This window comes from Rahnella variigena (assembly GCF_003610915.1).
Taxonomy (GTDB): Bacteria; Pseudomonadota; Gammaproteobacteria; order Enterobacterales; family Enterobacteriaceae; genus Rahnella; species Rahnella variigena.
This window is the reverse complement of record NZ_NSDJ01000001.1, coordinates 782,513-809,382: the sequence shown is the minus strand read 5'-3', so window position 1 is coordinate 809,382 and position 26,870 is coordinate 782,513. Positions and strand designations below refer to the sequence as shown.

The following is a 26,870-nucleotide window of genomic DNA, read 5'->3' as shown; positions in this document are numbered from 1 at the left end:
CAGAATTTTTATTGCTCCGGTAACGGAGCATCGCCAATAGCTGTCATCATTGCGCGTTATGCTAAAATGTCGCTTCTTCCAGCTTTCAACCAATCGGACAATGATGATGACGGGACTTTCCGGCAAACATATTGTGCTCGGTATCAGCGGTGGTATCGCTGCCTATAAAGCACCAGAACTGGTACGTCGCTTACGTGAAAGGGGCGCTGAAGTCCGCGTCGTTATGACAGAAGCGGCGAAATCCTTTGTGACTCCGCTGAGCCTGCAGGCTGTTTCTGGCTATCCGGTTTCCGACGACCTGCTTGATCCCGCAGCTGAAGCGGCAATGGGTCATATTGAGTTAGGCAAATGGGCTGATTTAGTGATTATCGCCCCCGCCACGGCGGATTTGCTGGCCCGCATGAATGCCGGTATGGCGAATGATCTGCTGACGACGGTTTGTCTGGCGACAGCCGCGCCGGTCGCGGTGCTCCCTGCGATGAATCAGCAAATGTATCGCGCTGCCGTCACGCAGGAAAATCTGCAAAGCCTGGCGGCGCGGGGCACGTTGTTGTGGGGCCCTGACAGCGGCAGTCAGGCTTGTGGCGACGTAGGTCCGGGACGCATGCTCGATCCGCTGGTGATTGTTGATATGGCAAACGCGCATTTCTCTTCACGCAAAGATCTGGCCCATCTGAACATTATGGTGACCGCAGGTCCGACCCGTGAGCCGCTGGATCCTGTCCGCTTCATCAGTAATCACAGTTCCGGCAAAATGGGTTTTTCGATTGCCAAAGCCGCCGCTGAACGCGGTGCGCAGGTTACGCTAATCGCCGGACCGGTCACCCAGCCGACACCGCCTAACGTCCGCCGGATTGATGTGGAAAGTGCGCTGGAAATGCAAAAAGCGGTGCAGCTTTCTGCGGGTTCTCAGCATATTTTTATTTCCTGCGCTGCCGTGGCTGATTACCGCGCAGAAATTATTGCTGATGAGAAAATCAAAAAGCAAGGCGATGAAATCACTGTGAAAATGGTGAAAAACCCCGACATTGTCGCGGGCGTTGCCGCCATGACAGAGAACCGGCCATACGTTGTGGGGTTTGCCGCTGAAACCCAGAATGTGGAAGAATACGCGCGGCAAAAAAGGATCCGCAAGAATCTGGATCTGATCTGCGCTAACGATGTTTCACTTGCCGGGCAGGGTTTCAACAGTGATTCCAATGCCCTGCATCTTTTTTGGCAGGACGGGGATAAAATTTTACCGCTCAGCGATAAGTCCCTGCTTGGTCAACGTTTATTAGAAGAGATTGTCAGCCGTTATGATGAAAAAAATCGACATTAAAATTCTCGACCCGCGCATCGGTTCGACTTTCCCTTTACCGGCTTACGCGACACCAGGGTCTGCGGGTCTGGATTTACGCGCCTGTCTGGACGCGTCTGTAGAACTGAAACCGGGTGAAACTACGCTGCTGCCAACTGGTCTGGCTATCCATATTGGTGATGCTAATCTGGCGGCGGTGATTTTGCCGCGCTCCGGCCTGGGCCATAAACACGGCGTCGTGCTGGGCAATCTGGTCGGTCTTATCGACTCTGATTATCAGGGCCAGCTGATGGTGTCTGTATGGAACCGCGGTCAGACCACATTTATTATTGAACCGGGCGAGCGCATTGCTCAGATGGTATTTGTCCCTGTGGTTCAGGCAGAATTCAATCTGGTGGAAGATTTTAACGCCAGTGAACGCGGCGAAGGGGGCTTTGGCCACTCAGGTCGCCAATAAGAACCTGTTCAGCACCGCAGATTTTGACGCGATATTGAACAGATCCTTATCACTATCAGACCGTAACAACGCGAAGGGAACGAAATAAGCCGCAGGATCACAGCGATTCATGCGGCAGTTGTGCGGTTTCTCCATGGTTTTAGCCGTTTTTTAGCAAGGGTCTATTCAGACATGGCAGAGAAAGAAACGACAAAAAGGAACAGGCGCGAAGAGATTTTGCAGGCGTTAGCGCAAATGCTTCAGTCCAGCGATGGCAGCCAGCGGATCACAACGGCAAAGCTTGCCGCCAGTGTAGGTGTTTCAGAAGCAGCTCTTTACCGTCATTTCCCCAGTAAAACGCGGATGTTTGACAGTTTAATCGAGTTTATCGAAGACAGTCTGATCACTCGTATCAATCTCATCCTGCAGGATGAAAAAGATACGCTAAACAGAATCCGTCTGATTTTGCTGCTGATTTTAGGATTTGCCGAACGTAATCCGGGATTAACCCGCATCATGACCGGTCATGCCCTGATGTTTGAACAGGACCGCCTGCAAGGTCGCATCAACCAGCTGTTCGAGCGAATCGAAGCGCAATTGCGTCAGGTTTTGCGGGAAAAGAAAATGCGTGAAGGCAGCGGGTTTATCAGTGATGAAACCCTGCTCGCCAGCCAGTTACTGGCATTCTGCGAAGGAATGCTGTCGCGTTTTGTACGCTCTGAATTCAAGTACAAGCCGACACAAGACTTCGATACCCGCTGGCCGCTTATCTCCGCTCAGTTGCAATAAAAACACGACGCAGCGACAAACATCAGATATCAAAAAGGGCCGAAAGGCCCTTTTGTTTTTCCCGCTACGGCTGAATCATTTTTCCATTTTCATCCAGCATAGCGGTCAGTAAAGCCGACCCGTCTTCTCCTACCCGAAATGCACCATAACGTGCGCTGGCGAAACGCTCACCGTGGCCTTCCTGGAAAAAGTAAGCATCAGTACCCACCGTCAGCGTTCCGGCATTCATATGATAGTTAACCCGCAACTCATCGGGCTTCAGCGGGTCACCGCTATCAAACCGCGCCTGAGTGACCTGCCGGTGCTCATTAACGGCCACAATAATTTTGCCACTGACAGGAAGACAAGGCGTCTGTGGAACAGAATCACAAACCTGACGTTGCTGGTATAACTCCTGCTGCAAAGAACGCGTAATGGCATAGTTGAGAACCATGTAATCCCCCTGCATCAGAGAGCGCGGATCAACCGGCGCAAGCTGCAATATCATCACCGCGCCCTGTTTAAGTACCTGCTCTTTTTGCCAGATACCCGCATTCACTGCGATTAGCGCCAGCAGTATCACTAATCCTGCCAGCCATTTTCTCAGATTACCGGTTCGCATAAGTTTGCTCCTTACACGCGGGGATCAGCTTTTTGGCTGCAAATGCCAGCGCCAGCAACACCACGCCTGTGACAAACATCAGAAGAGATTTATGCAATAAGCTGACGCCGAGGAAGTAATACCAGTCAATGATATACAGCGCCACAAAACAGCCGCTCGCGGCTAAAATCCCCTGACTTCCCTGATAACGGGCCATCAGTAATAACCACAGGCCCAGGCCGATTCCCGGCACATAAAAGGCTGCGGCACCACACAAAACCGCCGCTGCCAGATACAGCATGGCTGATGGCGTCTTTTTCACCCCAGTCTGATACAAACACCCCAGTATTAAACCGGCGGCAATACCTGCGCCGGTACCCTGCGAAAGAGTGAAATACCCTGCTGGCTGCCAGAAAAAGTCGAAGAGAAGCGAGGAATTAATACCGGAAAAACACTGCAATATCAGGCCGGAAGGAATACCCCAGAGGAAAGGAGAAACCGCATCAGCCCATGATGTGGCTTTTAGGTTAATTTGTTCTCTGATAATCCACAGCCAGAAAATCACTATCGCAGCGACCAGCGCTGAAACGGCCCAAAAACTGGCGGCCGGCGGTAAATACATGCCAGCCAGCAAATTGCCGGAAAGGATCAGAAAAAATGTCAGCGCGGTTATCGCCATAAAGCGGAAAGTACGATCAGGCATGGCCAGCGCCATCAACGCAAGCACCGGCAATGAACAGAGCGAGCCCACCAGGAAAGACATTTCCCAACCAGGCTCAAAGAGAATATAGAAACCAAAACAGAGGCCACAGGTTGCGGCTATTACCCATGCCAGCCCGATATGATGCTTGCTCACGCCCTGTACGCGCAAAAGTCCGCCGGCGACAAAGGCAAGGAGCAGCGAAGGGATAATCACCGTGGCAGCGTTGGGATCATTGAGCAGGCCGACAACATACAGCACCAGTATCAGCAGAAGTAAAATAATCATCGCCGCCACCCAGCCACCGATACCCAGCGTCAGCCGCAGATACCAGGGAAGGTGAGAGGAGTGATCGTATTGCTGAATCTCTTCAATTTGCGTCTGATTAAGCAAATTATGCTGACGTAATTGCTCCGCCAGTAAAGCGATCTCCGTGGAGGAGACCTCGACCGGCTGGCGCTCATAGAGTTTACGCCGCCAGTAGAGCATCAGAGCACCACATCCCGCCAGCCATAAAGCCATCAGACAGCCCAGCATAAACAGGCCACCCACATCGTAAGAACTGTCGAACATTTGCATGATCAATACGCATCCAACGGCAGCCAAACTGACCGTCCCCAACGTCAGCATGCAAAGATCGGGATGGCGATAGCGGTAGAAGAGGTATCCCGCCAGCAAAACAACCAGCCATAACGCGGTAATAAAGGGATGATGGTTACCGTAGCTCCAGCCGGATATATTTCCCGCCACGATGGACGTCAGCATCAACAGCAGAAAACCAGCCATCACGCGGGAGAACCAGCGACTGGCAAGCCAGGACTGAGGATTATGTTTTAGGGTCCGCAGGGCAAGCACTTCACGCGTAACCAGACACAATATCTGCACAATCAGATAGCTGCAGAGCGCAGTTGCAGGGAAATAGTCGAGACCGTCAAATGCCGCGCTGTCCAGCAAAGACATTGACACCGTAGCGTAATAGAGCTGAAACGTAAGATTGGCAAGTAACCAGGAGCAGAACCACAGACTGTTCTGTCGGGCGATGAGGGCTAAAGGCAGGAAAACAAACAACCAGGCTCTGAACAACTCCCAGCTGTCGGCGCCCGTCTGATAAATCTGGCCATAGAGGGCAAACAGCGCACCAAAGCTGAGGCCGGCGGCCAGCAAGGCGCTGCGTGCAAGTCCGTCATACCAGCGCCACCAGACTACGACGGCAAGCGCAACGATCAACAACTCTGCCAGCGCAAATTTTGCCATCTTCGGCATATTTGCCCAGTTCCAGGCGACAAAAAAGACGGCACCCGCGACCAGCGACAATAAACCCAGCAGCGAGAGTAACGGGACCAGAAATTTTCGCCATTCAGGATAATCAGGCCGGACACCAAAAAAATCATAAATACGCTGGCATTCCGCTGGCGTCAGGATGCGGCTTCTGACCAGGCGCTGCGTCTGGCGACAGAGAAACTCTGCCGCCCGGGAAGGGATCCATGCTTTGCTGCCCGCTTCAATTTGTGTCATGACATCCCTGCCTTATGAAGTTTTACCCGATATTAAACGCCATACTCCTGCCGGTAAGCCCGCACAGCAGCCAGATGGTCAGCCATTTCCGCTTTTTCTTCCAGATACTCAATCAGGTCGGCCAGCGTAATAATTGAAATCACTTTGCAATGATAGTCGCGTTCAACTTCCTGAATGGCGGAGATGTCTGCGCGTCCGCGTTCCTGACGATCCAGAGAAATCAGCACACCTGCCAGAGTGGCGTTATTGGCATTGATGATTTCCATCGATTCACGGATAGCCGTCCCGGCGGTGATGACATCATCCACCAGCATGACGCGCCCCTGCAACGGACTGCCTACCAGCAAACCGCCTTCGCCGTGGTCTTTGGCCTCTTTGCGGTTAAAGCAGTATGGCACATCGCGCTCATGGTGCTCAGCCAGCGCAACCGCCGTGGTCGTCGCGATCGGAATACCTTTGTAAGCCGGTCCAAACACTAAATCGAAATCAATTTTAGAATCCACCAATGCTTCGGCATAAAAACGTCCCAGTAACGCCAGATCACGGCCGGTATTAAACAAACCGGCATTGAAGAAGTAAGGGCTGATGCGCCCTGACTTCAGGGTAAATTCGCCGAATTTCAAAACCTGTTTGTTCAGTGCGAACTCAATAAACTGGCGCTGATAGGCTTTCATTGATGGTCTCCTCGATAATGTCTTATTTCTAATTGTCAGCCCGCAGGCCATAAAAAAGGCGACTTCTCAGTCGCCTTAAAAAATTATTCCGCCAGCGCCGCTTTCTGCGCCTGGAAGATAGTGTCGATGCCCCCTCGGGCGAGGGCCAGTAAACCGAGTAGCTCCTCATGACTGAACGGCTCGCCCTCTGCGGTGCCCTGCACCTCAATCATGCGGCCATCTTCCATCATCACGACGTTCATATCGGTTTCAGCTGCCGAATCTTCGACATACTCAAGGTCACACAGCGCTTCGCCTTTAACGATACCGACAGACACCGCGGCAACCATGCCTTTCATCGGGTTAGCTTTCAGTTTCCCCGCAGCCACCAGCGCATTAAGCGCATCGGCCAGAGCCACACACGCACCAGAAATGGACGCAGTGCGCGTACCACCATCAGCCTGCAACACGTCGCAGTCGAGGGTAATGGTGAACTCACCTAACTTTTTCAGATCGACAGCAGCACGCAGGGAACGGGCAATCAGACGCTGAATTTCCAGCGTACGGCCGCCTTGCTTGCCTTTGGCAGCTTCACGCGCATTACGCGTGTGGGTAGAACGCGGCAACATGCCGTACTCAGCGGTGATCCAACCTTGTCCCTGACCTTTCAGAAAACGCGGAACACCTTCCTCCACCGTGGCGGTACACAGCACTTTGGTATCACCAAACTCCACCAGCACGGAACCTTCAGCGTGTTTAGTGTAATGGCGGGTCAGTGTTACGGGGCGCACTTGTTGTGCATTTCGGCCTGCTGGACGCATGGATAGTTCTCCGGGTCGCGAATCATGTTTGGCTGCGCATTATACGGACTTCGCGAGGTAATGCCTATCATGACCGGCACGGCACGGCTATAATCGCTGCATCTTTACATTAACAGGTACGCATACATGATCAGAAGTATGACCGCTTATGCCCGACGCGAAATTAAGGGTGACTGGGGCAGCGCAGCGTGGGAACTCCGCTCGGTAAACCAACGTTATCTCGAAACTTACATCCGTCTGCCCGAGCAATTCCGCAGCCTGGAGCCGGTCGTCCGTGAGCGTATTCGTTCTCGCCTGACCCGCGGTAAAGTCGAATGTAATCTGCGTTTTGATCTCGATCCGGGCGCACAGAGCACATTGCAGCTCAATGAAAAGCTGGCTAAACAGCTGGTTGAAGCCGCGCAATGGGTAAAAATGCAAAGTGACGAAGGCGAAATCAATCCGCTGGAAGTTCTGCGCTGGCCGGGCGTCATGCTGGCCGAAGAACAGGATCTAGATGCTATCAGCAACGAATTGCTGGTGGCTCTGGAAACTGCGCTCGACGATTTCATCAGCGCCCGTGAAAGCGAAGGTGCCGCGCTGAAAACCATGATCGAGCAACGTCTCGACGGTGTCAGTGCTGAAGTGATCAAGGTTCGTGCCCAGATGCCAAACATTTTGCAATGGCAGCGCGAACGTCTGGTCAGCAAGCTGGAAGATGCCCAGGTACAGCTGGAAAACACCCGTCTGGAGCAGGAACTGGTGCTGATGGCGCAGCGTGTTGATGTGGCAGAAGAGCTGGACCGTCTGGAAGCACACGTCAAAGAAACGCACAAAATCATGAAGAAGGAAGAAGCCGTTGGCCGTCGTCTTGATTTCATGATGCAGGAATTTAACCGCGAGTCGAATACGCTGGCGTCTAAATCCATCAACGCCGATGTCACGACTTCCGCCATTGAGCTGAAAGTATTGATCGAGCAAATGCGCGAGCAGATCCAGAATATTGAGTAAAACGTCAAAGCGTATTATTAAGTCTTACTAACATTAGAAAGTCCGCATCCTGGCGGGCTTTTTTTTATTCTCAGGAGTTATCATGAAGGCGCCTTAAAACGCGCTAGCCATTCCCTTGTTCTGGCCAGCTGTATCATTTGCAATATGGAGATTGGCATGAACGAACACCATCAACCTTTTGAAAAACTTCGTCTGAACAACGAAAATGGAAGTGAGTATTGGTCAGCAAGAGACCTGTCCTCTTTATTGGATTATAAAGACTGGAGGAATTTCCAGAAGGTTCTATCCAGAGCTATGCAAGCCTGTGAGACAAGTAATCAGGAGATAGCAGACCATTTCGTTGACGCCACCAAAATGGTTACTCTTGGTTCAACAGCATTGCGTGAATTAGATGACGTTCATCTGTCGAGATACGCATGTTATCTGGTTGTCCAAAATGGTGATCCCGGCAAACCCGTCATCGCTGCAGGACAGACTTACTTTGCTCTGCAAACCAGACGGCAAGAATTAGCTGATGATGAAAACTTTAAGCGACTCAGGGAAGATGAAAAGCGTCTGTTCCTGCGTAACGAGCTAAAAGAGCATAACAAACAATTAGTCGAAGTCGCTCAACAGGCCGGCGTAAAAACCACTCTGGATTTTGCCGTGTTTCAGAATCATGGCTATCAGGGGCTGTATGGCGGATTAGACACATTTTGATGTGGGTAGTAAGGTTCGGAAAACAATCGAAGAATTAGGCGGAACCATGCCGGAAAATCTCCCCGCTCCGGAACACAGCATCAGGCAAATTGAATCAGCCGCAAAGCGTCTGAATAAAAAATAACGACAACAGGTTCATTGCCTCACGCACAAAAAAAAAGCCTCCGGTCATCACAACCCGAGGCGTTTTTTATGCTTTAACAGCGAGGGAAATTAGTTTTCCCAGCGTTTCAACAGCACGCAGGCGTTCACGCCACCGAAACCGAAGCCGTTTGACAGGGCATAGGTAATCTCATGTTTCTGCGCGGTATTACCGACAATGTTCAGACCTGCAGCTGCTTCATCTTTGTTTTCCAGATTCAGCGTCGGAGGAACAATCTGGTCACGCACGGCCAGAATGGTGAAGATGGTTTCCAGACCACCAGCCGCGCCCAGAAGATGCCCGGTCGCAGATTTGGTGGATGTCACCGCCAGCTTACCGTCGGTTCCGAACAGGGTTTTAATCGCATTGATTTCACCCAGATCCCCCACCGGCGTAGAGGTAGCATGAGCATTCAGGTGCTGCACATCTGAAGGCTGGATACCCGCCTGACGCAGCGCGATTTTCATGGCGCGACCCGCGCCGTTGCCATCTTCCGCACCCGAAGTCATATGGTAAGCGTCACCGCTGGTGCCGTAACCGACAATCTCAGCCAGAATTTTCGCACCACGGGCTTTCGCGTGTTCCAGTTCTTCAATCACCAGCATGCCGGCACCTTCGCCCATGATGAAACCATCACGAGCACTGTCGAACGGGCGGGAAGCTTTTTCCGGATGATCTTCATGGCCGGTGGACATCGCTTTCGCCGCAGCAAAACCACCCAAACTCACGGTATCGATAGCCGCTTCTGCACCGCCACAAAGCGCAACATCCGCTTCGTCATTACGAATCAAACGTACAGCATCGCCAATCGCCTGAACACCTGCCGCGCAAGCCGTTACCGGTGCGCCAATCGGGCCTTTGAACTGATGCTTAATGGAAACCTGACCAGACGCCAGATTCACCAGAAATGAAGGGATCGTGAACGGGGACAAACGCTTAGCGCCACGGCTGTCGTTAGTACGCACAGCATGGGCAATCGCAGGGAAACCACCGATACCGGAACCGATTACCGTTGCGGTACGTTCCTGCTGTTCCTGCGTTTCTGCTTTCCAGCCCGCATCAGCAACGGCCATATCAGCAGCAGCCATCGCGAATAGAATGAAACGGTCCATTTTTTTCTGGTCTTTGGGCACCACGAACTGATCCGGATCGAATCCTGACTCAGGATCCTGTTCTTTGGTTTGTACCTGACCACCAATTTTCACGGACAGGGTTTCAACAATCTCTTCCGGTAAAACACGGATACCGGACTGACCGGCCAGCAGGCGCTTCCAGATCGTTTCGATATCACAGCCCAGAGGACTCACAGCCCCCATGCCGGTTATAACTACTCGACGATGAGACATAAATATTCCTCTCTGTCTGTTTAGGACTTAAGTTTCTGCGGGCGCTTTGGTGTACCGGCCAGAAACGGGTTTCTGATAATAAGGCTGACAGTATGTGACGAATTACGATTTTGTAAACCCGTAACCAAAAATTTCGTTATGGCTATTTTGCCAAACTGCGCAGAACCAGGCTGGTAATCGCCTGAACGCGCTCTTCCAGTTGTTCCGGCGTTTTTTGTTCCAGCAACAATGGGTGCGAAAAAGGCGTGGTCACGCTGGTGATCGCCATGCAAACTTCATCAAGCGGCGTTTTACGCTCAAACTCACCAGATTCGCGCCCGTCTGTGACCACTTTCTCAACAATGCTGTACATCATTGCCCGGTGATTTAGTGTCGATTTCCATTGCTGAGCCGCTGCTGTCGCGGCCAGATCATGTAATTTACGATCCTGGAAAAAGAGATCCAGACTACGTGTCAGCAGCGTTTTAAAAATAGATCTCAGGCGCAGAGTCGCACTTTGGTCGCTTTGTGCAATCAACAGGAGTGCTTCATCTATCTGCCCAACGCGCTGCGAGCAAATGGCCTCGCCAATAGCCTGTTTAGACTCAAAAAACTTATAGATATAAGCACTTGAAACGCCAATCGATTTTGCCAGATCGGCAACCGACGTTTTGGCAAACCCATAAAGGCGAAAGTGCTCGAAAGCAGCATCAATGATTTGCTCACGCCGTTCGTGCCCGGCAGGTCCACGCTGTGTTAACGCAACCGGAATATCGGGTTTCATACACGCCTCCGGGCAGATAAAACTATTATGCAGTGCGTCAATGAGTGACGATTTTAAATAATCGTAACTTATAAACAGAGAAAATTCACCTCTGATAAGAATGTCGGGCGTACATAAAGAGTAAAAGGAAGGTTAAAGTAACGAGCAATTGCAATTTTTCTAATCTAAAATAATACGCTATTCTTACCCATCCTTTTACACAGGCAAGTTTCATGGGTAATCGCATTAGATTTAGTAATTTCAAAATCAATGCAAAAGAAAAACTCAGTCGAGAGACAATGGGAAACTCATTACTCTACGCGGCTATCGCTTTCTCATTACTGATTCGTCTGGCGCACATCGATGTTACTCACTGTTCTTTATATTATTGGGATCACCGCAGAGGCCATGACCGGTGCTCTTGCTGCCGGACGGCGTAAAATGGACTCCTTTGGCGTCATTATTATCGCATCAGCGACGGCAATTGGTGGCGGCTCTGTCCGCGATATGCTGCTGGGGCACTATCCTTTGGGGTGGGTTAAGCATCCGGAATACATTGTCATTGTGGCCGTCGCCGCACTCATGACCACCTGGCTTGCACCGCTTATGCAACACCTGCGGCGGCTCTTTTTGGTACTGGATGCGCTGGGGCTGGTGGTGTTTTCTATTATCGGGACACAAGTGGCGCTCGATATGGGACATGGTCCTATCATCGCTTCGGTTTGCGCAGTCATCACCGGCGTTTTCGGTGGCGTCCTGAGGGACATGATGTGTAATCAGATCCCATTGGTCTTCCAGAAAGAGATATATGCAGGCGTTTCATTTGCCTCTGCCTGGGTGTATATCGGCCTGCAATATTTCTCGTTGCCACACAATCTGGTGGTAATCATTACCCTGCTGGTCGGGTTTATTGCTCGCCTGATTGCATTACGGTTCCGCCTTGGATTGCCTGTCTTCAATTATCCGCATTCGGACCATTAACCCGGTTTTTATAGCTCACTGAAAGGCAGGCAAATGCGCCTGTCTTAACGCCCCGGCGATTGCCATCACCTGCGGGTGATGAATAAACTCAAAAATCTGGTTCGCCCGCGTTTTCCCGATTCCTGCTGTTGCTTCCCATTCCGGCGAGGTCATTGCTTTCAGCTGGTTCCAGGAATGCTGGCGTTCTGCAAATTTCAATGCAAATGTTGGAAATCCCATTGCTGAAAGCCAGTGGCGAAAATCTTTTTCCCGCGTCAGGGAAATCTGGGCCATCAGCTTTTGAGCCTGTTTAACACCAATGCCCGGAACCGCAGCCATCTCTTTTTCGGTGATATCCAACCAGCTTACCAGCGAATCAGCAGGACGAGCATTGAGCAGTTTTTTCCAGGTTGCCCCGCCAAACCCGGCCATATCCAGCGCTTCCGGACCGCTGAGCCAGACCAGACGGGAAAGGAACTGCTGCGCGCAGCCGGGCTCAGGCGTGAAGCAAGAAAGCGCGTTGTATTGCTGTGGGTCTGGCAGTTGCAGCCCCGTGCGCTCACTCACGCGCCACACAACTTCGTCAAGACGCGGGATCCCTTGCCCGGCCAGTGTAATGGCCACCTGATCTCCCGGGAGCACATCCCATTTTCTGAAACGATTTATGGATCCCACATTCACCTTATTCACCCATTTGTCGTCCAGCCTGAGGCTTTTCAGATTCAGAATGATGGTGACTTTCCCGCTGCGCCCGATAGTCGTCGTGATACCCGCAACTTCAGTGAGCTGTCTTGCCGGTGGATATTTCCACGCCACGGCCCAGGTCGCTGGCTTATTTCTCCAATATTTTCCCGCAGGCTCCTCTTCCTGACGGATGACGACGCCATCGGTCGCAAAAGGCAGTGGCCGGAGAAACCAGGTATCACGCCATTTAGCGACTTCATCAACAGATTTCACGGGCAGGGTGTATTGAGAAACCACAGGAAAACCGAACTGGCTGAGTTTCCCGAGATGCGAGCTCATACTGAGCGGACCATCCGGCCACGACCAGATGAAAATACCCAACTGATTCAATATGTCAGAGACCGAAGTGCGCAACATTGCCCCCGCGACTTTCGATCGCGCATTCAAGCCGCCATTAGCACTTTGCTGATGACCGGTCATCTTCAGATAGAGCTCGCCCTGTAACACCAGTTGGGGTGCCAGGTCGGGGATAGTCAGAGGTATAGCCGGAATCAATGCAGCTTTTGCGGTCCAGCTTTGTCCTTTTTCACCATCACCGCGGCTTAGCAACGCGGCGAGTTGCCCGTATCGGTAAATCAGCGTCACTGCTACACCATCTATTTTGGGCTGCACCCAAAGGTTTTCACGCCCCTTCATCCAGTCTGCAACAGCTCGCTTGTCTTTCATTTTATTCAGCCCGGTATGAGAAACCGGATGAACGGAAATAGCATCTTCTGCGCGGGGGATCACTGGTGCAGGAAGTACCTGACCAGCACATTGCAGCCAAAAACTCTGTTTCTGGCGTAAATTGTCATAGACCGAATCCTCAACCGGGCTGATGCCAGACTGATGGTAAGCAGTGTCCCATTGTGCGAGTTGGGCCGTGAGCTGAAGGGTTTCCTTTTCCAGATGTGTCGCTGGCCAGGCAGGACATGCACGCTCAGACAACTCAGCGCTTAGAGAAGAAAAATGGATAAATAACAGACTGATAATGATGAGCTGGCGCATAAGCACCTCCTTGTGGGCGCCAGTAAACGCCGCAGAGATATCTTCCGCCAGTCGCATTTTTGATTCCTGCGAGATGCATTCACCGTTATTTAGTGAGTTGCTGTAACGAAAAGAAATTTTGGAAGACGGCACGTAAATCTACAAAGAAAGGCTATTTTCCCGTGCGAAGTTGCGATGAAATACGTCTGGGCACTGCACCGAATGCGGCGAGCGTGTATACTGTGCGAGAGATCACTCTTCGCATACTTCCTATCAACCCATTCAGTTGAAACGTCATCATGGTTCAAGGCACGCTATATATTGTCTCCGCCCCTAGTGGAGCAGGTAAATCAAGTCTGATTCAGGCTTTACTTAAAACACAACCGCTCTACGACACACAGGTTTCTATTTCTCATACCACCCGTTCAATGCGACCGGGCGAGAAACACAGCGAACATTACTTCTTTGTCTCTAAAGAAGAGTTTCGCGAGATGATTGAACGTGATGCCTTTTTAGAACACGCAGAAGTTTTCGGTAATTACTACGGCACTTCGCGTGAAACCATTGAGCAGGTTTTAGCTTCTGGTGTGGATGTTTTCCTGGATATCGACTGGCAAGGCGCTCAGCAAATCCGGGAAAAAATGCCTCAGGCACGCAGTATTTTTGTATTGCCGCCATCCAAAGATGAACTTGACCGCCGCTTACGTGGCCGTGGTCAGGACAGCGAAGACGTTATCGCAAAACGTATGGCACAAGCTGTTGCGGAAATGACGCACTTTGCTGAATACGACTATTTAATTGTGAATGATGATTTTGATCTGGCGTTATCGGATTTAAAAACCATTATTCGCGCCGAACGTCTGCGTCTGAGCCGTCAGCGGCTCCGTCATGACGGATTAATCACCAAACTATTGGCAGACTGAAGTCACTTTCAGTATTATGCCCAGTCTTTCGTCACCCTGTGGAGTAGCACATATATGGCACGCGTAACTGTTCAAGACGCTGTTGAGAAAATTGGTAACCGTTTTGACCTGGTGTTGGTGGCTGCTCGTCGCGCACGCCAGCTGCAATCTGGTGGTAAAGATCCACTGGTCGCTGAAGAAAACGATAAATTCACCGTTATTGCCCTGCGCGAAATCGAAGAAGGCCTGATCACTAATCAGATCCTCGACGTTCGTGACCGTCAGGAGCAACAAGAGCAGGAAGCCGCAGAGATTCAGGCAGTGACTGCCATCGCTGAAGGCCGTCGTTAATTAACGAAACGGATCTCACTTGTATATCTTTGAAAGCCTGAATCAACTGATTCAAAAATACCTGCCGGAGGAGCAAATTAAGCGCCTCGTGCAGGCTTACCTCGTGGCGCGGGATGCGCACGAGGGGCAAACACGTTCCAGCGGTGAGCCGTATATTACTCACCCGGTGGCCGTGGCCTGTATTTTGGCTGAAATGAGGCTCGATCATGAGACTCTGATGGCGGCGTTATTACACGACGTTATCGAAGACACGCCTGCAACTTACCAGGATATGGAACAACTGTTTGGCAAGAGCGTTGCTGAGCTGGTTGAAGGCGTTTCAAAGTTAGACAAGCTGAAGTTCCGCGATAAGAAAGAAGCGCAGGCGGAAAACTTCCGCAAAATGGTCATGGCGATGGTGCAAGACATCCGCGTCATTCTGATCAAACTCGCTGACCGTACCCATAACATGCGCACGCTGGGCTCTTTGCGCCCGGATAAACGTCGCCGCATTGCCCGCGAAACGCTGGAAATTTACAGCCCGCTGGCACACCGTTTGGGTATTCATCACCTGAAAACCGAGCTCGAAGAGCTGGGCTTCGAAGCACTCTATCCAAACCGTTATCGCGTCATCAAAGAAGTGGTGAAAGCCGCGCGTGGTAACCGTAAAGAGATGATCCAAAAAATCCTCTCTGAGATAGAAGGCCGTTTAACCGAAGCCGGTATTCAGTGCCGTGTCAGTGGTCGCGAAAAACACCTGTACTCTATCTATTGCAAAATGCACCTCAAGGAACAGCGTTTCCATTCCATCATGGATATCTACGCCTTCCGGGTGATCGTTAAAGACCTCGATACCTGCTATCGCGTGTTAGGGCAGGCTCACAGCCTCTACAAACCGCGTCCGGGTCGGGTCAAAGATTACATCGCAATCCCAAAAGCCAACGGCTATCAATCTTTGCATACCTCACTTATCGGCCCGCACGGCGTGCCGGTTGAAGTGCAGATCCGTACTGAAGATATGGATCAGATGGCAGAGATGGGGGTTGCCGCTCACTGGGCTTATAAAGAGAACAGTGAAACCAGCACGACGGCGCAGATCCGCGCTCAACGCTGGTTGCAGAGTTTGCTTGAGCTGCAACAAAGCGCAGGTAACTCCTTTGAATTTATCGAGAGTGTGAAATCGGATCTGTTCCCGGATGAGATTTATGTCTTTACGCCGGAAGGTCGTATCGTCGAATTGCCTGCGGGCGCGACGCCGGTCGACTTTGCTTACGCCGTGCATACCGATATCGGCCATGCCTGTGTCGGCGCGCGCGTTGACCGCCAGCCTTATCCGCTTTCACAACCGCTCACCAGCGGTCAGACTATCGAAATCATTACCGCTCCGGGTGCCCGCCCGAACGCTGCCTGGCTGAACTTTGTCGTCAGCTCACGCGCTCGCGCCAAAATCCGCCAGATGCTTAAAAACCTGAAACGTGATGATTCCGTTTCGCTGGGTCGTCGTCTGCTGAATCACGCGCTGGGTGCCGGTAAAAAACTGTCAGATATTCCGCCAGAAAACATTAAAAACGAGCTGGATCGCATGAAGCTCGTGGCGATGGATGATCTGCTGGCTGAAATCGGTCTCGGTAACGCGATGAGCGTGGTGGTTGCTAAAAATCTGATGGGCGATCAGTCATCAATGGCATCGTCAGGCACGCGTAACCTGCCGATTAAAGGCGCAGACGGCGTGCTGATCACGTTCGCAAAATGTTGCCGTCCGATCCCGGGTGACCCGATTATTGCGCACGTCAGCCCGGGCAAAGGTCTGGTTATCCACCATGAGTCCTGCCGTAATATTCGTGGCTATCAGAAAGAACCTGAGAAATTCATGGCCGTTGACTGGGATGACCATCAGGAAACGGATCAGGAATTTATCGCCGAAATCAAAGTCGATATGTTCAACCATCAGGGCGCACTGGCGAACCTGACAGCAGCAATTAATGCTGCTCAGTCGAACATTCAGAGCCTGAGCACCGAAGAAAAAGACGGTCGCGTCTACAGCGCCTTTATCCGCCTGACGACTCGCGACCGCGTTCATCTGGCGAATATCATGCGTAAAATTCGTATCATGCCGGACGTCATTAAAGTTACCCGCAACCGAAACTGATTGTTATGACCCCAGAACGTTATGCGCGTATCCGCGAAATGCTTGCGGCCCGACAGCCAGACCTGACGGTCTGCATGGAACAGGTGCATAAACCGCATAACGTTTCTGCCGTCATTCGCACGGCAGACGCCGTCGGCGTTCATGAAATCCATGCCGTCTGGCCTACCACCCGAATGAAAACACTGGTCTCTTCGGCGGCGGGCAGCAACAGCTGGGTTCAGGTCAAAACACACAAAACCATTCAGGAAGCCGTCGCTAAAATGAAGGCGAAGGGTATGCAAATACTCGCTACGAATCTTTCTGAAAAAGCTGTCGATTTCCGTGCCATTGATTACACCCGTCCGACCTGTATCTTGCTCGGACAAGAAAAAACGGGTATCACTCCAGAAGCTTTAGCTCTCGCGGACAGCGATATCATCATTCCGATGATCGGGATGGTGCAATCTCTGAACGTATCTGTCGCCTCAGCACTTATCCTGTACGAAGCACAGCGCCAGCGGGAAAACGCCGGTCTGTATCGCCGCGAAACCAGCCTGCTGAGCGAGAAAGAGCAGCAGCGATTGCTGTTTGAAGGTGGCTATCCGGTGCTGTCGAATGTGGCGAAGCGCAAGAAACTTCCACGCCCTTTCATTGACGATCACGGCCAGATTGTTGCCGATGACGAATGGTGGTCTGCGATGCAAATGACGGTTAAAAAAAGATGAAAGGCCGCCTGCTCGACGCCATCCCGCTGACGTCGCTTTCCGGCGTCGGAGCCAGTCAGGCAGATAAACTCGCTAAACTCGGCCTTGAAACTATTCAGGATTTACTGCTTCACCTGCCTTTGCGTTATGAAGATCGCACCCGCCTTTACACCATCAATGATTTACAGCCTGGCATTTTCGCGACCATAGAAGGCGAAGTGCTGCGCAGTGATATCAGTTTTGGCCGCCGCAGAATGCTGACCTGTCAGATAAGCGATGGCACCGGCATGGTGACGTTGCGGTTCTTCAATTTTAACGCCGCGATGAAAAACAGTCTGGCCGCAGGCCGTCGTGTCACCGCGTATGGCGAAATTAAACGCGGCACCATCGGCGCAGAAGTTATCCATCCGGAATACCGCATTCAGGGTGAAAACAGTGAAGTGGTTTTGCAGGAATCGCTCACGCCGGTTTATCCGACAACGGAAGGTATTCGCCAGGCAACATTGCGTAAGCTGACCGATCAGGCTTTAGAATTACTCGATACCGTACCTATCGCCGAATTATTGCCGGAAGAATTAAGCCGTTCGCTGATCCCGCTTCCTCAGGCGCTGCATTTACTGCATCGCCCGCCGCCAGACATCCAGCTCGCCGATCTTGAGAAAGGTCATCATCCTGCTCAGCGACGCCTGATTATGGAAGAACTGGTAGCGCATAATCTCAGTATGCTGGCCGTTCGCGCCGGTACACAAAGTTATAAAGCACTGCCGTTGCACCATGACGATCGCCTGAAAAAGCAGTTCCTCGCTTCTCTTCCTTTCAGCCCGACAGGTGCGCAGCAGCGCGTGGTGGCTGAAATCGAGCAGGATTTAGCGAAAAGCTACCCGATGATGCGTCTGGTTCAGGGCGATGTGGGTTCAGGCAAGACGCTGGTGGCCGCTCTCGCAGCACTCTGCGCTATCGCTCAGGGGCAACAGGTCGGATTAATGGCACCGACAGAATTGCTGGCCGAACAACATGCCAATAATTTCCGTCAGTGGTTTGAACCGCTGGGAATTCAGGTCGGCTGGCTGGCAGGAAAACAAAAAGGTAAAGCCCGGCAGGCGCAGCAAGACGCGATTGCCAGCGGTCAGGTTTCAATGGTGGTGGGCACGCATGCCATCTTCCAGGAGCAGGTTTTGTTCTCGTCACTTTCTCTGGTCATCATTGATGAACAGCACCGGTTTGGTGTACACCAGCGTCTGGCGCTGTGGGAGAAAGGCCTGCAACAAGGGTTCCATCCACATCAGCTGATCATGACGGCGACGCCTATCCCGCGAACTCTGGCCATGACTGCCTATGCGGATCTTGATACGTCAGTGATCGACGAACTGCCGCCAGGCCGTACGCCGGTGACAACCGTCGCGATCCCCGATACCCGCCGCAGTGATATTATCAGCCGCGTCAAAAGTGCCTGCGAGCAGGAAAATCGTCAGGCTTATTGGGTATGTACGCTGATCGAAGAATCAGAAATGCTCGAGGCTCAGGCAGCCGAAGCCACCTGGGAAGGACTAAAAGAGGCCCTGCCAGCGCTCAATATCGGCCTGGTGCATGGCCGCATGAAAGCGCAGGAAAAACAGGCCGTCATGCAGGCGTTTAAACAAGGCGAAGTGCAACTTCTGGTGGCGACGACCGTTATTGAAGTTGGCGTTGACGTGCCAAACGCCAGCCTGATGATTATCGAAAACCCGGAGCGTTTAGGGCTGGCGCAGTTACACCAGCTGCGCGGACGCGTCGGGCGCGGCGCCGTGGCTTCTCACTGTGTTCTGCTCTACAAAACGCCGCTGAGCAAAACTGCGCAGAAACGTTTGCAGGTACTGCGTGACAGTAACGATGGTTTTGTCATTGCCCAGCAGGATTTAGAGATCCGCGGACCGGGCGAATTACTGGGTACACGCCAGACCGGCAGTGCAGAGTTTAAAGTCGCGGACCTGTTACGCGACCAGGCAATGATCCCCGACGTACAACGTATAGCGCGCTATCTGCAACAGCAGTTCCCGGATCACGCCAAAGCATTGATAGAACGCTGGCTGCCGGAAAGAGTCAGATACACCAACGCCTGATCCCCTTCTCCACTCTCTCTTATCGTCGAAACATTATTAAAAATGATGTTTTTGCGCCTTCACATTCATGCAAATTTTAATGTAACCGCAGCTGAACCGCTTTCTTCGTTGGTTATTTGATGACCTTCACAGAGTGGGGCAAAGTCGGTAACCGGTTTCACACCCCGCCACTACACTGATGATAATTAAGGCAACCGTGTCTGAACTCTTCAACATAAGGCCAATATTATTATGAGCATCAGCCAGTCACTCTTTAACTTTATAGAACTAAAGATCAGCCCTTTTGCTGCCCGGCTTTCCTCACAACGGCACGTCATGGCAGTACGTGACGGCTTCATTTCAGCAATGCCGTTTATGATTGTCGGCTCATTTTTACTGGTTTTTGTCCACCCGCCATTCTCGCCTGAATCTTCGTGGGGTTTCGCCAGGGGCTGGCTGGCGCTTTCGGCTAAATATGAAGTACAAATTTTGACGCCGTTCAATATGACGATGGGGATTATGTCGATCTACATCGCGGCATCGATTGCCTACAATCTGGCAAGAAGTTACAAACTTGACCCGTTTATGACGGCGATGCTGGCGCTGATGTCTTTTCTGCTGGTTGCTGCGCCGCAGGTTGATGAGAAAATGTCGACCGTCGCGCTGGGTGGCGTGGGCATATTTACCGCCATTCTGGTGGCGATTTATGTGACTGAGCTGACGCGGCTGCTGAAAAAATACAATATCGGCATACGCTTACCTGAACAGGTTCCTTCAAACATTAAGCATTCATTCGATTTGCTGATCCCGATTATTGCGGTAGTGGTGACGCTTTTCCCTTTGAGTTTGCTGGTGCAGTCAGGGTTTGACATGCTGTTACCACAGGCGATTATGGCGCTGTTCGAACCGCTGATTTCCGCCGCTGACTCACTGCCCGCGGTACTTCTCGCCGTGCTGATTTGCCACCTGCTGTGGTTTGCCGGCATTCACGGTTCAGCCATCGTTTCCGGCATGTTGCAGGCTTTCTGGTTAACCAACCTTGGCCTGAATCAGACAGATCTCGCCGCAGGTTTACCGATGACGCACATCATGACTGAGGCTTTCTGGAATTTCCTGATCGTTATCGGCGGCTCCGGCGCAACCATCGGGCTGGTGTTGCTGTTTTGTCGCAGCAAGTCGGCGCATCTGCGCACAATGGGCAAACTCAGTCTGGTTCCCAGCTGCTTTAACATCAATGAGCCGGTGATCTTCGGCACGCCAATTGTTATGAACCCGGTATTTTTCATCCCCTTCCTTCTGGCACCGATGGTGAATGCCGTCATTGCCTACACTGCGGTTAAAACCGATCTTCTGCCGCATATGATTTCACTGGTTCCCTGGACATCTCCGGCGCCGATTGGCGCAGCCTGGGCAATGGGCTGGGATTTCAAAGTGTCGATTCTGGTCGTCATGCTGATGGCGCTTTCGATGGTGATTTACTATCCGTTTTTCAAGGTTTATGAAAAACAGCTGATGGCGCAGGAGAAAGCCGCTGAAGCGGAAGAGGTGTTTACGGAAAAGGCAGCACAGTAAGCGATAAATCAGAAGGAAAGGCAGGCACAGAAGCGAAACTTCTGTGCCTGTTTTTTTAACTGAAAGCCGGGAATATTGGCAGCATCAGATACAGTTTAATGACGATCGCATTCGCAATATCAATGAAGAATGCACCGACCATCGGCACAACCAGGAAGGCCAGATGCGAAGGACCAAACTGGTTGGTGATCGCCTGCATATTTGCAATCGCCGTCGGCGTTGCACCCAACCCGAAGCCACAATGTCCGGCAGCCAGTACCGCGGCATCATAGTTTTTGCCCATTACGCGATACGTTACGAAAATCGCGTAAAGCGCCATCGCGATGGTCTGTACGATGAGGATTGCCATCATCGGCAAAGCCAGTGACGCCATTTCCCACAGTTTCAGACTCATCAGTGCCATCGCCAGGAACAATGACAGGCTGACATTACCCAGTACTGAAACGGCCCGGTCGAAAACACGATAAAAACCGAGCCACGCCATGACGTTGCTCAGGATCACACCCACGAACAGAACACAGACAAATGTCGGAATTTCGAAGGCAGACCCCTGAAGCAGGCTGGCAAAGTAAGTTCCAGCCATCAGACATATCGCGATCAGCGCGATCGTTTCCACCATCACCAGCGGGGTGATCATTCGCCCGATGGTCGGTTTTTCAAATGCGCTGGGATCGGCGGCATCTTCCGGTGTGCCGTTTGGTGTTGAAGAATGGCTGACCAGATAACGCGCCACGGGACCGCCGATAATTCCACCTAACACCAGGCCGAAGGTCGCGCAGGCCATTGCAACTTCCGTCGCGTTTTCAAAGCCATAACGTTCGATAAACAGCTTGCTCCACGCCGCACCTGTTCCGTGACCGCCAGAAAGTGTAATCGAACCGGCCAGCAGCCCCATCAGCGGATCAAGCCCCAGCATTTTCGCCATCCCGATACCGATGGCGTTTTGCATCAGTAACAGGCCGATCACGACAAAGACCAGAAGAAATAAAGATTTGCCGCCTGCACGCAAGCTGGAAAGATTGGCATTCAAACCAATTGTCGCAAAGAACGCCAGCATCAGGGGCTCTTTCAGGGACATATCAAAGCCGATTTCCAATCCGAACATCTGATTGGCAATCAGCAACAGCAAAGCGACCAGTAACCCGCCGGCAACGGGCTCAGGAATAGTGTATTTCTTTAGAAATTTGACCGACTGGACGCATTTTCGTCCTAAAAGGAGTACCAACGTGGCGGCAACGAGCGTGCCGTAGGTGTCGAGTTGAATCATTGAAAAACTCCATTTTAAAAAAATATCCAAAAATATTATTGAGTTATAAACATCTCATTTAAGTATCATTTCCCCAGAGGCTGAATTAGAAGTCATTAAAGCTGCGATAAGCAAGAAAAACAGATCGTAAATCTCCCCTTAACCCAAACTCCCCATCAAAAATTGCCGATAGCAAACGATTGCTTTTGTCGGTAATTTCAATAAAAATGCCCGCTTTGCCGCTTATTGGAATGCCACAACATGAGTTCGCAAACCGCAGAACAAGAAACACAGCCATCTGACCTCTCACGCCAGCAAAAAAGTGAACTGATTTACCGCCTCGAAGATCGTCCGCCACTTCCTCAGACGTTATTTGCCGCCTGTCAGCATTTGCTGGCGATGTTTGTTGCGGTAATCACACCGGCATTGCTGATTTGCCAGGCCCTGGGTTTACCCGCGCAGGACACACAGCACATCATCAGCATGTCGCTGTTCGCCTCTGGCCTCGCTTCCATTTTGCAGATTAAAACCTGGGGGCCTGTCGGTTCAGGTTTACTCTCCATTCAGGGTACCAGCTTTAACTTTGTGGCACCGCTTATCATGGGCGGAATGGCGCTGAAAAATGGCGGTGCCGATGTCCCGACCATGATGGCGGCGCTGTTCGGCACCCTGATGCTGGCTTCCTGTACTGAAATCATTCTTTCCCGTTTCCTGCATCTCGCACGCCGCATCATTACGCCGCTGGTTTCCGGCATCGTGGTGATGATTATCGGGCTGTCACTGATTCAGGTCGGACTGACGTCTATTGGCGGCGGTTACTCCGCCATGAGTGATCACACTTTCGGCGCGCCGAAAAATCTGTTGCTGGCTGCCGTGGTGCTGGTGGTGATTGTTCTGCTGAACCGTCAGCGCAACCCTTATCTGCGCGTGGCATCTCTGGTGATCGCCATGGCCGTGGGTTATCTGGCGGCCTGGATGATGGGGATGTTGCCCTCCGTCGCGCCAGCCACACAGACAAACTGGATAACCTTACCGACGCCGCTGTATTACGGTCTGGGCTTCGACTGGAATCTGCTGATCCCGCTGATGCTGATTTTCATGGTCACGTCGCTGGAAACTATCGGTGATATTACCGCGACCTCAGACGTTTCGGAGCAGCCGGTCAGCGGCCCGCTCTATATGAAGCGCATCAAAGGCGGTGTTCTGGCAAACGGCCTGAACTCAATGCTGTCTGCGGTATTTAACACTTTCCCGAATTCATGTTTCGGGCAAAACAACGGCGTGATTCAGCTGACCGGAGTTGCAAGCCGCTATGTCGGTTTTGTTGTCGCTCTGATGCTGATCATCCTTGGGCTGTTCCCTGCCGTAGCGGGTTTTGTGCAACATATTCCTGAACCGGTTCTGGGCGGCGCAACCATCGTGATGTTCGGTACGATCGCGGCTTCCGGCGTGCGTATTGTTTCCCGGGAGCGCCTTAACCGCCGCGCAATCATGATCATGGCGCTTTCACTGGCCGTCGGTATGGGTGTTTCCCAGCAACCGCTGATCCTGCAATTCGCACCCGACTGGCTGAAAACCCTTCTGTCTTCGGGAATTGCTGCCGGTGGTATTACTGCGATTGTTCTGAATCTGGTCTTCCCTCACGAAAAGTAATCACGGGATGTAATCCGTGTGTAACAGCGGCAGCGGGTCTGGAACCCCTGCCGCTTTTTATTGTCTCCATTCTGCTAACCTGTTGAGAAAAGTCGCTGTTTGCGGCATAAACAAAGAATCTTTTTTCCGCTTTCCCGTTACAGGGCTCCAGACGATGAGATTTATCGGTAAAATTTTGCTGACGTTCGCCTTACTTCTGGTGCTGGCGATCGTGCTGGTGTACGTCCTATTACAAACCCGCTGGGCGGCTGGCTGGGTCAGCCGCTGGATCAGCGATAACAGCGAGTACCGCGTCTCCGTAGAGAAAATCGACCACAACTGGTCGTCTCCGGGTCGTGTGACGTTAAACAATGTCGTCTTCGGGCAAAAGAATCAGCCGGAAATCCTGAACGCTGGCGAAGTCGATCTGGATTTAAGCTTGCGACAGATAACCGAGCCACGCTTTTTCGATCGCGTCGTTCTGGCTAACGGTCGCCTCAGCGTCAGCCCTTCCTCAATGAATTTACCGTTGCAGGCCAATACGCTGCAGCTCAGCAAAATGGCGCTGACCGGGAATACCGCCGGATTAGATATTCAGGGACAGCAGATTAATGCCGGCATTTCGCCGTGGCAGCCAAAACCGGCTCAGCTACTGGGTGACAAAGCCGATTTCCAGCTGAGTGCCGCGAATCTGACGGTCAACGGTCTTCCGGCCGAAAATGTGCTGATTCAGGGCAATATCAATAATAAGAATCTGACGCTCAGTAATTTTGGCGGCGATCTGGCGCGCGGTCAGCTGACCGGTAAAGCCACACAGGCCGCTGACGGTAGCTGGAACATTGAAAACCTGCGCCTGAGCAATGTACGCCTGCAAACCTCTAAATCACTTGCTGCTTTTTTTGATGATTACCAGACATTGCCTAAAGTGACTATCCAGCGTCTTGACCTGATCGATGCCCGCTTGCAGGGAACTGACTGGGCATTCAGCGACGTTGATTTGTCTGTACAGGATCTGACTCTGGAAAAAGGCGACTGGCAAAGCGATGACGGGGAAATCACCCTGAATGCAACCGATATGATTGATGGCAATCTGCATATCCAGGATCCTATTATCAGTCTCGACCTTTCACCGCAGGGCATTGCCATCAAACAGGCGACGGCGCGCTGGGAGCGTAGTTTGCTCCGTACCACAGGGAACTGGTTGCGCGCCAACAAACGCCTGCAACTTGATGAAGTTTCCGTCGCTGGCCTGGAATATACGTTGCCGGAAAACTGGAAACAGCTCTGGAATCAGGCGTTGCCGGATTCGCTTTCTGAAGTCTTTGTCGGCCGGTTTATTGCCAACCGAAACCTGATTATTGATATCAACCCGCAGTTCCCTTTCCAGCTGACCGCGCTTGATGGTCTGGGCAATAATCTGTTGCTGGCACGTAATCATCAATGGGGGATCTGGAGCGGTACGCTAAATCTGAATGCCAGCGAAGCCACATTTAATCGTAATGACGTGCGTCGTCCTTCAATAACCCTGAATGCGAACGACAGTCAGGTGAATATTTCCGAACTGAGCGCCTTTACTAAAGAAGGTTTGCTGGAAGCCAGTGCGACCGTTGACCAGCAGCCGCAACGTCATTTCTCATTGAAGATGACCGGCCGCTCCGTACCGGCAAATCAGCTTGAAAACTGGGGATGGCCACATGTGCCGCTGGAAGGTAACGTCAATATGCAGCTCAATCTGCAAGGGCAGATGCCGGCAAATGTCGATTACAAACCGACGCTGAACGGCACATTGCAGATAAACGGCAGCGAGACCATTGACCAGAGGATGGTGAACGGATTGGTTTCCGGTGCGCCATCCCCCGTTGCGCCATAAATCAGTTCGTCTGGCTATAACGCAAAAAGGCACCGCAATCGCGGTGCCTTTTGTTTGGGCTAAAGCAAATCAGTTAATTTCGGGTTCGAGCGGTGCGCCGGGTGCAGCCGGAAGCACCAGATAGGTACCTTCAAACACTGCGCCGTCTACCTCATCGCCGTATAAATTCACTTCGAGTTGCACGCGCGCCTTACGCCCGCGAGCCAGACGATCAAGGTCGCCGCTGACAGAGCCTAAATCCGCCACCGCACGCGGCCTGCCGGTCACCGGCGAACTGTAACGGATATGTGCATCCGCCAGCACAATGGTGCCGCCCAGATGCCGTTCACGCAGCAGCAGCCAGATCAAACCCCAGCCTGTCAGCGTTGCCAGCGAGAACAGACTTCCCGCAAATAACGTATGGTGCGGATTCTGATTGCCGGTTTCCGGCATCGTAGTGACAAAACGCTGTCCGGTATACTGGCTGATCCGCACACCCATTTTCTCACTCAGCGGGATATGGTCGTACCAGGCTTGTTGCAGTTGTCCGCACCAGTCGGGGCGATGAAGAATATCATCCAGCGTTTCGATCGGTTTAATCATCAGGAAGTGACGAACCGGTGTAGTTTGCGGGGTGGTAATTTCCCCCTGATTCACAAAGCCCAGTTTGGCAAAAAAATCCACTGCGTCTTCGCGGGCGCTACAGACCACGCGCTTTACCCCTTCCTGACGCGCCACAGACTCCAGGGTCATCGCCACCAGTGTTCCTAACCCTTTGTCCTGTACATTCGGGTCAACGGCCAGGAAGCGGATTGAGGCCTCGTTATCGGCATTAATGTATAAACGGCCAACAGCAACCGGCTCGCCGCTTTCATCTACGACCATCTGATGATGCGCAATGGAATCGTAGGCATCACGTTCGGAACCTTCAGGCTGACGCAGTGGTTTGCGCAGCATTTCCCAGCGGAATCGGTAATAGGCGGCCAGCTCTTTTTCGGTCGTCGGTACTCTAAGGTGATACATAGATGCGTTCTCTCCGGCGTTAT

22 protein-coding genes and 1 pseudogene are annotated in these 26,870 nt (G+C 52.0%); 14 read left to right on the top strand and 9 right to left on the bottom strand.

Features of this window, described 5'->3' with window-relative positions; translation table 11 throughout:
* Nucleotides 1-103 precede the first annotated feature (103 nt).
* The 3 genes from coaBC (at nucleotide 104) to slmA (ending at nucleotide 2,525) form a co-directional block, all read left to right on the top strand.
* Nucleotides 104-1,321 carry a bifunctional phosphopantothenoylcysteine decarboxylase/phosphopantothenate--cysteine ligase CoaBC gene (coaBC, locus tag CKQ54_RS03730; protein ID WP_120163689.1) on the top strand — a complete coding sequence of 406 codons (1,218 nt, stop codon included), beginning with the start codon at nucleotides 104-106 and terminating at the stop codon, nucleotides 1,319-1,321.
* Nucleotides 1,299-1,757, top strand: coding sequence for a dUTP diphosphatase (gene dut / locus CKQ54_RS03725; RefSeq protein WP_167459615.1), 459 nt, complete (start codon nucleotides 1,299-1,301; stop codon nucleotides 1,755-1,757). Before coaBC ends, dut begins: the two co-directional genes overlap by 23 nt.
* A gap of 171 nt (nucleotides 1,758-1,928) precedes the next feature.
* Entirely contained in the window at nucleotides 1,929-2,525 is a 597-nt protein-coding gene (slmA, locus tag CKQ54_RS03720; protein WP_013577628.1) for a nucleoid occlusion factor SlmA, read from the top strand.
* 64 nt (nucleotides 2,526-2,589) lie between these two features.
* On the opposite strand, the gene CKQ54_RS03715 is transcribed toward slmA, so the two are convergent.
* From CKQ54_RS03715 to rph, 4 genes are all read right to left on the bottom strand, one after another.
* Nucleotides 2,590-3,126 carry a GDYXXLXY domain-containing protein gene (locus tag CKQ54_RS03715; protein ID WP_120163688.1) on the bottom strand — a complete coding sequence of 179 codons (537 nt, stop codon included), beginning with the start codon at nucleotides 3,124-3,126 and terminating at the stop codon, nucleotides 2,590-2,592.
* On the bottom strand, nucleotides 3,113-5,320 hold the full coding sequence (locus tag CKQ54_RS03710) for a DUF2157 domain-containing protein (protein WP_120163687.1): 2,208 nt from the start codon (nucleotides 5,318-5,320) through the stop codon (nucleotides 3,113-3,115). Before CKQ54_RS03710 ends, CKQ54_RS03715 begins: the two co-directional genes overlap by 14 nt.
* 32 nt (nucleotides 5,321-5,352) lie before the next feature.
* Nucleotides 5,353-5,994 (bottom strand): orotate phosphoribosyltransferase, encoded by a 642-nt coding sequence (gene pyrE / locus CKQ54_RS03705; RefSeq protein ID WP_113877644.1) that lies wholly within the window; start codon nucleotides 5,992-5,994, stop codon nucleotides 5,353-5,355.
* An 83-nt stretch (nucleotides 5,995-6,077) separates the two neighbouring features.
* Nucleotides 6,078-6,794, bottom strand: a complete 717-nt coding sequence (gene rph, locus CKQ54_RS03700; protein ID WP_013577632.1) for a ribonuclease PH — start codon at nucleotides 6,792-6,794, stop codon at nucleotides 6,078-6,080.
* Nucleotides 6,795-6,920: 126 nt separating this feature from the next.
* Between rph and CKQ54_RS03695 the strand changes: the two genes are divergently transcribed.
* Nucleotides 6,921-7,784, top strand: a complete 864-nt coding sequence (locus CKQ54_RS03695; protein WP_112289305.1) for a YicC/YloC family endoribonuclease — start codon at nucleotides 6,921-6,923, stop codon at nucleotides 7,782-7,784.
* 156 nt (nucleotides 7,785-7,940) lie between these two features.
* Nucleotides 7,941-8,607, top strand: a pseudogene (dinD, locus tag CKQ54_RS03690) (DNA damage-inducible protein D).
* Nucleotides 8,608-8,696: 89 nt separating this feature from the next.
* On the opposite strand, the gene fabF reads toward dinD, so the two are convergent.
* Entirely contained in the window at nucleotides 8,697-9,971 is a 1,275-nt protein-coding gene (gene fabF / locus CKQ54_RS03685) for a beta-ketoacyl-ACP synthase II (protein ID WP_112289304.1), read from the bottom strand.
* A gap of 142 nt (nucleotides 9,972-10,113) precedes the next feature.
* Nucleotides 10,114-10,734, bottom strand: coding sequence for a TetR/AcrR family transcriptional regulator (locus CKQ54_RS03680; protein WP_112289303.1), 621 nt, complete (start codon nucleotides 10,732-10,734; stop codon nucleotides 10,114-10,116).
* A gap of 342 nt (nucleotides 10,735-11,076) precedes the next feature.
* Here CKQ54_RS03680 and CKQ54_RS03675 point away from each other — a divergent pair, with 342 nt between their 5' ends.
* The gene (locus CKQ54_RS03675) at nucleotides 11,077-11,694 is read left to right on the top strand and encodes a trimeric intracellular cation channel family protein (protein WP_112289302.1); all 618 of its coding nucleotides are present in this window, start codon (nucleotides 11,077-11,079) and stop codon (nucleotides 11,692-11,694) included.
* Between the two features lie 15 nt (nucleotides 11,695-11,709).
* Here the strand turns inward: CKQ54_RS03675 and ligB are convergent, their stop codons facing one another.
* On the bottom strand, nucleotides 11,710-13,404 hold the full coding sequence (ligB, locus tag CKQ54_RS03670; RefSeq protein ID WP_120163704.1) for an NAD-dependent DNA ligase LigB: 1,695 nt from the start codon (nucleotides 13,402-13,404) through the stop codon (nucleotides 11,710-11,712).
* A 278-nt stretch (nucleotides 13,405-13,682) separates the two neighbouring features.
* Here ligB and gmk point away from each other — a divergent pair, with 278 nt between their 5' ends.
* The 6 genes from gmk to CKQ54_RS03640 all read left to right on the top strand — a co-directional run bounded on the left by gmk (nucleotide 13,683) and on the right by CKQ54_RS03640 (nucleotide 21,097).
* Nucleotides 13,683-14,306 carry a guanylate kinase gene (gmk, locus tag CKQ54_RS03665; RefSeq protein ID WP_120163686.1) on the top strand — a complete coding sequence of 208 codons (624 nt, stop codon included), beginning with the start codon at nucleotides 13,683-13,685 and terminating at the stop codon, nucleotides 14,304-14,306.
* Nucleotides 14,307-14,360: 54 nt separating this feature from the next.
* The gene (rpoZ, locus tag CKQ54_RS03660) at nucleotides 14,361-14,636 is read left to right on the top strand and encodes a DNA-directed RNA polymerase subunit omega (RefSeq protein WP_015699238.1); all 276 of its coding nucleotides are present in this window, start codon (nucleotides 14,361-14,363) and stop codon (nucleotides 14,634-14,636) included.
* 19 nt (nucleotides 14,637-14,655) lie between these two features.
* Nucleotides 14,656-16,764, top strand: coding sequence for a bifunctional GTP diphosphokinase/guanosine-3',5'-bis pyrophosphate 3'-pyrophosphohydrolase (gene spoT / locus CKQ54_RS03655; protein WP_112289300.1), 2,109 nt, complete (start codon nucleotides 14,656-14,658; stop codon nucleotides 16,762-16,764).
* 5 nt (nucleotides 16,765-16,769) lie between these two features.
* The gene (gene trmH / locus CKQ54_RS03650) at nucleotides 16,770-17,468 is read left to right on the top strand and encodes a tRNA (guanosine(18)-2'-O)-methyltransferase TrmH (protein ID WP_112289299.1); all 699 of its coding nucleotides are present in this window, start codon (nucleotides 16,770-16,772) and stop codon (nucleotides 17,466-17,468) included.
* Nucleotides 17,465-19,546, top strand: a complete 2,082-nt coding sequence (recG, locus tag CKQ54_RS03645; RefSeq protein WP_120163685.1) for an ATP-dependent DNA helicase RecG — start codon at nucleotides 17,465-17,467, stop codon at nucleotides 19,544-19,546. The genes trmH and recG overlap by 4 nt, the downstream gene beginning before the upstream one ends.
* A gap of 231 nt (nucleotides 19,547-19,777) precedes the next feature.
* The gene (locus tag CKQ54_RS03640) at nucleotides 19,778-21,097 is read left to right on the top strand and encodes a PTS sugar transporter subunit IIC (protein ID WP_120163684.1); all 1,320 of its coding nucleotides are present in this window, start codon (nucleotides 19,778-19,780) and stop codon (nucleotides 21,095-21,097) included.
* A 55-nt stretch (nucleotides 21,098-21,152) separates the two neighbouring features.
* Here CKQ54_RS03640 and gltS read toward each other — a convergent pair whose 3' ends face one another.
* Complete coding sequence (gene gltS / locus CKQ54_RS03635) at nucleotides 21,153-22,364, bottom strand: sodium/glutamate symporter (protein ID WP_120163683.1); 1,212 nt, start codon at nucleotides 22,362-22,364, stop codon at nucleotides 21,153-21,155.
* Between the two features lie 240 nt (nucleotides 22,365-22,604).
* Between gltS and CKQ54_RS03630 the strand changes: the two genes are divergently transcribed.
* Both CKQ54_RS03630 and CKQ54_RS03625 read left to right on the top strand, forming a co-directional pair.
* Nucleotides 22,605-23,996, top strand: a complete 1,392-nt coding sequence (locus CKQ54_RS03630) for a nucleobase:cation symporter-2 family protein (RefSeq protein WP_120163682.1) — start codon at nucleotides 22,605-22,607, stop codon at nucleotides 23,994-23,996.
* A 154-nt stretch (nucleotides 23,997-24,150) separates the two neighbouring features.
* Nucleotides 24,151-25,845 (top strand): AsmA family protein, encoded by a 1,695-nt coding sequence (locus CKQ54_RS03625; RefSeq protein ID WP_120163681.1) that lies wholly within the window; start codon nucleotides 24,151-24,153, stop codon nucleotides 25,843-25,845.
* A 69-nt stretch (nucleotides 25,846-25,914) separates the two neighbouring features.
* Here the strand turns inward: CKQ54_RS03625 and fabY are convergent, their stop codons facing one another.
* A complete protein-coding gene (fabY, locus tag CKQ54_RS03620) occupies nucleotides 25,915-26,847 on the bottom strand; it encodes a fatty acid biosynthesis protein FabY (RefSeq protein WP_112289294.1) in 933 nt (310 codons plus the stop codon).
* Between the last annotated feature and the right edge of the window lie 23 nt (nucleotides 26,848-26,870).

Bases quoted from the DNA above. Each gene is read 5' to 3' on its own strand.
- gltS (WP_120163683.1), bottom strand. From the start codon at position 22,364: ATGATTCAACTCGACACCTACGGCACGCTCGTTGCCGCCACGTTGGTA.
- rpoZ (WP_015699238.1), top strand. From the start codon at position 14,361: ATGGCACGCGTAACTGTTCAAGACGCTGTTGAGAAAATTGGTAACCGT.
- CKQ54_RS03625 (WP_120163681.1), top strand. From the start codon at position 24,151: ATGAGATTTATCGGTAAAATTTTGCTGACGTTCGCCTTACTTCTGGTG.
- trmH (WP_112289299.1), top strand. From the start codon at position 16,770: ATGACCCCAGAACGTTATGCGCGTATCCGCGAAATGCTTGCGGCCCGA.
- slmA (WP_013577628.1), top strand. From the start codon at position 1,929: ATGGCAGAGAAAGAAACGACAAAAAGGAACAGGCGCGAAGAGATTTTG.
- CKQ54_RS03710 (WP_120163687.1), bottom strand. From the start codon at position 5,320: ATGACACAAATTGAAGCGGGCAGCAAAGCATGGATCCCTTCCCGGGCG.
- CKQ54_RS03675 (WP_112289302.1), top strand. From the start codon at position 11,077: ATGTTACTCACTGTTCTTTATATTATTGGGATCACCGCAGAGGCCATG.
- gmk (WP_120163686.1), top strand. From the start codon at position 13,683: ATGGTTCAAGGCACGCTATATATTGTCTCCGCCCCTAGTGGAGCAGGT.
- fabF (WP_112289304.1), bottom strand. From the start codon at position 9,971: ATGTCTCATCGTCGAGTAGTTATAACCGGCATGGGGGCTGTGAGTCCT.
- coaBC (WP_120163689.1), top strand. From the start codon at position 104: ATGATGACGGGACTTTCCGGCAAACATATTGTGCTCGGTATCAGCGGT.
- CKQ54_RS03680 (WP_112289303.1), bottom strand. From the start codon at position 10,734: ATGAAACCCGATATTCCGGTTGCGTTAACACAGCGTGGACCTGCCGGG.
- recG (WP_120163685.1), top strand. From the start codon at position 17,465: ATGAAAGGCCGCCTGCTCGACGCCATCCCGCTGACGTCGCTTTCCGGC.
- CKQ54_RS03695 (WP_112289305.1), top strand. From the start codon at position 6,921: ATGATCAGAAGTATGACCGCTTATGCCCGACGCGAAATTAAGGGTGAC.
- CKQ54_RS03640 (WP_120163684.1), top strand. From the start codon at position 19,778: ATGAGCATCAGCCAGTCACTCTTTAACTTTATAGAACTAAAGATCAGC.
- rph (WP_013577632.1), bottom strand. From the start codon at position 6,794: ATGCGTCCAGCAGGCCGAAATGCACAACAAGTGCGCCCCGTAACACTG.
- dut (WP_167459615.1), top strand. From the start codon at position 1,299: ATGATGAAAAAAATCGACATTAAAATTCTCGACCCGCGCATCGGTTCG.
- CKQ54_RS03630 (WP_120163682.1), top strand. From the start codon at position 22,605: ATGAGTTCGCAAACCGCAGAACAAGAAACACAGCCATCTGACCTCTCA.
- ligB (WP_120163704.1), bottom strand. From the start codon at position 13,404: ATGCGCCAGCTCATCATTATCAGTCTGTTATTTATCCATTTTTCTTCT.
- fabY (WP_112289294.1), bottom strand. From the start codon at position 26,847: ATGTATCACCTTAGAGTACCGACGACCGAAAAAGAGCTGGCCGCCTAT.
- pyrE (WP_113877644.1), bottom strand. From the start codon at position 5,994: ATGAAAGCCTATCAGCGCCAGTTTATTGAGTTCGCACTGAACAAACAG.
- CKQ54_RS03715 (WP_120163688.1), bottom strand. From the start codon at position 3,126: ATGCGAACCGGTAATCTGAGAAAATGGCTGGCAGGATTAGTGATACTG.